This is a genomic window from Acidithiobacillus sp. TH-A36 (assembly GCF_057473445.1).
In genome coordinates this window covers 1-4,037 of record NZ_JBYCKP010000138.1, presented here as the reverse complement: position 1 = coordinate 4,037, position 4,037 = coordinate 1, and the positions used below count along the sequence as shown (strand labels likewise).

Sequence of the window (4,037 nt, the reverse complement as noted above, 5' to 3'; positions counted from 1 at the left end):
TTTCTGGTCCGCGAGCGCGGTCACCTCTGGGCTTCCCGCCCCGGAACATTCCTCAGCGTCGCCAGTCTGATAGACATCCTGATTGTCAGCATTCTGGCCATCATGGGATGGTTGATGGCCCCTATCCCCTGGATTTTTGTACTTTGTCTGCTGGGAGCGACTGTTGTCTACACGCTGTTGCTGGACCAGATCAAGGTTCCTCTTCTACAAAAACTGACGCATGCTTAAGCATTTTATCTGGAGCACAGAAATACCATGATCGCAAAGTCACGTCATTTTCATCTTCAGATCGTCGATGTGCATGGCGAAATCTATACTGGTCTAGCCACTTTTGTGGTTGTGCCCGGTGAATTGGGTGAACTGGGCATTTTGGCCGGTCATGCACCGTTAATCAGCATTCTCAAGGCTGGCGAGTTACGCATCACCCCCGTTGAAGGACCGCCGGAAATTCTTTTCATTGAAGGCGGAATGGTAGAAGTTCAGCACGAAATGGTGACGGTTCTGGCCAACAACGGACTACGCGTCAGCGATATTGACCCCAAACTCAGCCAAAATCGTATCAGCGCCGCTGAGCGTATCCTGAAAGAGCGTAAGGCTTCAGAAATGGATTTTGTCGCCGCTGAATTGGCTTTGCAAAGTGAACTGGCCAAGCTCAGGGCCTTTCAAAAATATCAGCAGGCAAGCCCGGGAAATGAAAAGCGGGAATATGACTGGGAACGCCCCCCTCTGGAAGGCGTCCCGAATATTAATGTACAAGCACTGGAAGACTGAATCTTGCGAATGAGTCGCTGACAGGCCCAGAACGAGCGATCTTATAAAACCCGGACATACTCAGCGGGCAACGGACTTTCCTGTTGCGCCTGCTGTTCACCATGGGCCACGAACAAATTGATCACTTGTCCGTGGGCCTGAATCAGGGTCACCACATTGGGATCATCGCTACGTTCTTCAATCATCACACCATCTGGAAGCAGGCTGACTTCCATATGCACTTTGTCATGTTGAGCAAACAACTCGGCAAAAGCCGGATCCCAAAAACGCAGACCAAAATTTTCGTGCAAGCGCTGTTTCATGGCAGGGACGTGATCATGCAATAAAGTGACCACTTCCGGATTGTGCGAACGGGTTCGCGAGCGAATCCCATCGGGCAGGATTTCCAGATCACGCTGAATATCATTGTGCAGCGCCAGAAGGCGATGGAAAACATTCTGGTCATGCTGATGACGGGCAGCCCGGACAGGATCACGACCTGCCCCACGCATGCCAACATGCATATTTTGTTGTGGAAACATAGGGATACTCCTAAAGTTAAGTCTGTACGCCGCCCAGACGATTTGCCGGGGCGGCTACATCAATCATTTTTGATATCTGCTGAATACAACCTCATCAGAACTTACTCAGTGGAGAGTATCCTGCAGCCACCGCTGAACGGCATTGAGAAAAATCAATTTTGACTGATTTAGTCGGTTTTATGCGCATCAGGCATGCCAGCAATATGTGCAAGACTTGTTGGTTTCAAGATTTCCAGTTGACCGCCCTGCTCCTGAATCAATGCCTGACGCTTGAAATCTGCCATAATCCGACTGACATGCTCGGTAGAAAGCCCCAGAAAGGCGGCGATATCTGTTCGCGTCAACGGGAAAGGCAAACTGCGCAATTGCGGATAGCGCTGCGACCATTGCAGCAAAAAAGTCGCCAGACGCGCCTCAGCCCGTTTGGCACCCAACTCGACAATCTGCTCTTCACTGCTTTGCAGAGCGTCCTGCCAGCGCTGCAAAATAGCTGCCTGAACTTTGGGTAATCGTTCCGACAAGCGCTGGAGTTCTGCCAGATCCAGCCGGCAGAGCTGACTCGGCGCCAGTGCAATGGCCGTATGACGATGAGGCTCGCCCTGCATACCTTCAAAACCCAGTAGGTCGCCATGATGAAGAATACGAACGATGACTTCCTGACCGTTTTCCAGAGATTTTGACAACTTTACTGCACCTTCCCGCAGGGTATAGGCATATCGGGCGGGTTCTCCAGTCCGATATAGAACTGCCCCGTGCCCGGATTCCATATCCTCTACTTCCATACCCAGACTACAGAGCTCTTCGGGGGTCAATCCGGCAAAAATGCTTTGGGCGCGCATGCGACATCGCTGACAATCGGAGCGTTTATGGTTCATAACTACCTGAAAAAATATGCCGCACCTTTACTCAGGTGCCCAGTACTGCGGATAAGCGCCTTGCTGTCCCGATTTTTTGCCAATTCCCATGGCTGCTGATCCCGCATCACTTTTACTGGATTGTGGCCCTACCAGTACCCGAAACAGATGGTTGACGGAAAGTGTCCCCACGCAGGCTTTGACACCCGCTTTCCCGACTTCCTGAAGCAATTGCTCCGCCATAGTGACTTTTCCAAAAGCACCCAGTTGCACATACCAACCCGCCCGCTGACAAGCATGGGGAATGGGTACCGGTTTAACAGATGCGGGAACGCCTGCTGCAACTTTGGCAGGACTTGTAGATGACATGGCAGGCACCGGTAAAGAAGGCGATCTGGTTGCAGAAGTCAACAACAGCGTATTAGCTGTGGATACTGCTGAACCGGTAGCGGCAAGCGTTTTCGGCAAGGTCAGGAATACACTGGTGGCACCTGAAGTAGTCATTTTGGCTTTCCCGGATTCGGAAACCAATGCACTTTTCCAGATAAAGGACACAGCCAACAAAATGACCAGCAAAAAAATAATGAAAAGCAGTACACCCAAACGCTTGTGCCCGGTCTGCATCTCCCGGGTCGGTCTGGCGACATTATCTGTATTTTTCATGTGTTTTTGGCGGTTCACCCGCACTCCGAAGCTCACCAAGGTATGCCCATACTACAATTTTGGTCGGCACAAGCCTAGCTTGAAGAAACTGGTTTATATAACCCACTGCGGTTGATATGAACCAGTGCATCATGAGTGAAATGAACCAAAAATAGCGACTTAATAATCGAATAATAATATAAGATCATGTTTTTATATGAGCCTAATCCGAGCAAACCAGTCAGGAACAAAAGATGCTTTTATCCCAGTCAGCAACACCTAAAAACAACCGTTCACGAGGATTCAACTATGATTATTGAAGACACTTTACCCGTGCTTCTCAGTCGCCTCGATTTTGCCTTCATCACCTCCATGCATATTCTCTGGACTCCGGTGACCATTGGCATGTCGTGGCTGCTATTTTTTCTGGAGGTGGCCTGGCTGAAGACCGGCAATGAACACTGGTACCGCCTGCAGCGCTTCTTTGAAAAGCTGTTTATCGTCAATTTCGGCGCTGGTGTGGCCACGGGCGTGACCATGGAAATGGCCTTCGGCATTTTGTACGGCCCTTTCTCCCAGGCTGTTGGCCCTTTTTTCGGAAACATTCTCGGCTTTGAAACCATCACCGCCTTCATGTACGAGGCCGGCTTCATTGGCCTGATGATTTTTGGCTGGGGCAAAATCGGCAAGGGCATGCATGCTTTTGCCACCTTCAACGTGGCCCTTTCATCCAGTCTTTCAGCCATGTGGATTCTGGTCGCCAATGGCTGGATGCAGTCTCCCACCGGAATTCAACTGAAAGATGGACTGTTTCAGGTCACCAACTGGTGGCAAGCCATTTTCAACCCGAACTTTAATATCGGCTTTCCGCATATGTGGGTAGCTACCGTAGAATTAGCGCTGTTTTTCTTTGCGGCAGTCAGCGCCTGGTTCATCCTCAAAAATCGTCATGCAGATCTGTTTACCAAACTCCTGAAGCCGACTTTGCTGGCGCTGATCATTATCACGCCACTGCAGATTTTTATTGGTGACGAACTGGGTCGGGAAGTGGCACACGACCAGCCCACCTCGCTCGCCGCCATGGAAGGCCATTTCCACACCTATCTGCCCGATGGTAAGCCCAACACCAGCTGGAATCTGATGGCCATTCCCGATGTTTCAGCAGGAAAAAATCTGTTCTCCATCCAGATTCCCCATGTTCTCAGCTTGCTCGAAACCCATACCTGGGACGGAGTAGTCACCGGTATGG

6 protein-coding genes are annotated in these 4,037 nt (G+C 50.6%); 3 read left to right on the top strand and 3 right to left on the bottom strand.

Going from position 1 to position 4,037, the window contains the following annotated elements; translation table 11 throughout:
• Both AC2VLY_RS03845 and atpC read left to right on the top strand, forming a co-directional pair.
• Window positions 1-228, top strand: a 228-nt coding sequence (locus AC2VLY_RS03845; protein WP_486921791.1) for a hypothetical protein, incomplete at its 5' end; no start/stop codon positions are given.
• A 27-nt stretch (window positions 229-255) separates the two neighbouring features.
• Window positions 256-771, top strand: coding sequence for an ATP synthase F1 subunit epsilon (gene atpC / locus AC2VLY_RS03840; RefSeq protein ID WP_486892866.1), 516 nt, complete (start codon window positions 256-258; stop codon window positions 769-771).
• A 41-nt stretch (window positions 772-812) separates the two neighbouring features.
• Here atpC and AC2VLY_RS03835 read toward each other — a convergent pair whose 3' ends face one another.
• From AC2VLY_RS03835 to AC2VLY_RS03825, 3 genes are all read right to left on the bottom strand, one after another.
• The gene (locus tag AC2VLY_RS03835) at window positions 813-1,292 is read right to left on the bottom strand and encodes a hypothetical protein (RefSeq protein WP_193649722.1); all 480 of its coding nucleotides are present in this window, start codon (window positions 1,290-1,292) and stop codon (window positions 813-815) included.
• A gap of 167 nt (window positions 1,293-1,459) precedes the next feature.
• The gene (locus AC2VLY_RS03830) at window positions 1,460-2,131 is read right to left on the bottom strand and encodes a Crp/Fnr family transcriptional regulator (RefSeq protein ID WP_486892867.1); all 672 of its coding nucleotides are present in this window, start codon (window positions 2,129-2,131) and stop codon (window positions 1,460-1,462) included.
• Window positions 2,132-2,194: 63 nt separating this feature from the next.
• Window positions 2,195-2,827: an SPOR domain-containing protein gene (locus AC2VLY_RS03825; protein ID WP_486892868.1), complete on the bottom strand. Its 633-nt coding sequence runs from the start codon at window positions 2,825-2,827 to the stop codon at window positions 2,195-2,197.
• Between the two features lie 270 nt (window positions 2,828-3,097).
• Between AC2VLY_RS03825 and AC2VLY_RS03820 the strand changes: the two genes are divergently transcribed.
• Window positions 3,098-4,037: cytochrome ubiquinol oxidase subunit I (locus AC2VLY_RS03820; RefSeq protein ID WP_486892869.1), on the top strand; the 940-nt coding region annotated here is incomplete at its 3' end.

Excerpts from the sequence above, each read along its gene's own strand:
- atpC (WP_486892866.1), top strand. The coding sequence starts at position 256 with ATGATCGCAAAGTCACGTCATTTTCATCTTCAGATCGTCGATGTGCAT.
- AC2VLY_RS03835 (WP_193649722.1), bottom strand. The coding sequence starts at position 1,292 with ATGTTTCCACAACAAAATATGCATGTTGGCATGCGTGGGGCAGGTCGT.
- AC2VLY_RS03830 (WP_486892867.1), bottom strand. The coding sequence starts at position 2,131 with ATGCGCGCCCAAAGCATTTTTGCCGGATTGACCCCCGAAGAGCTCTGT.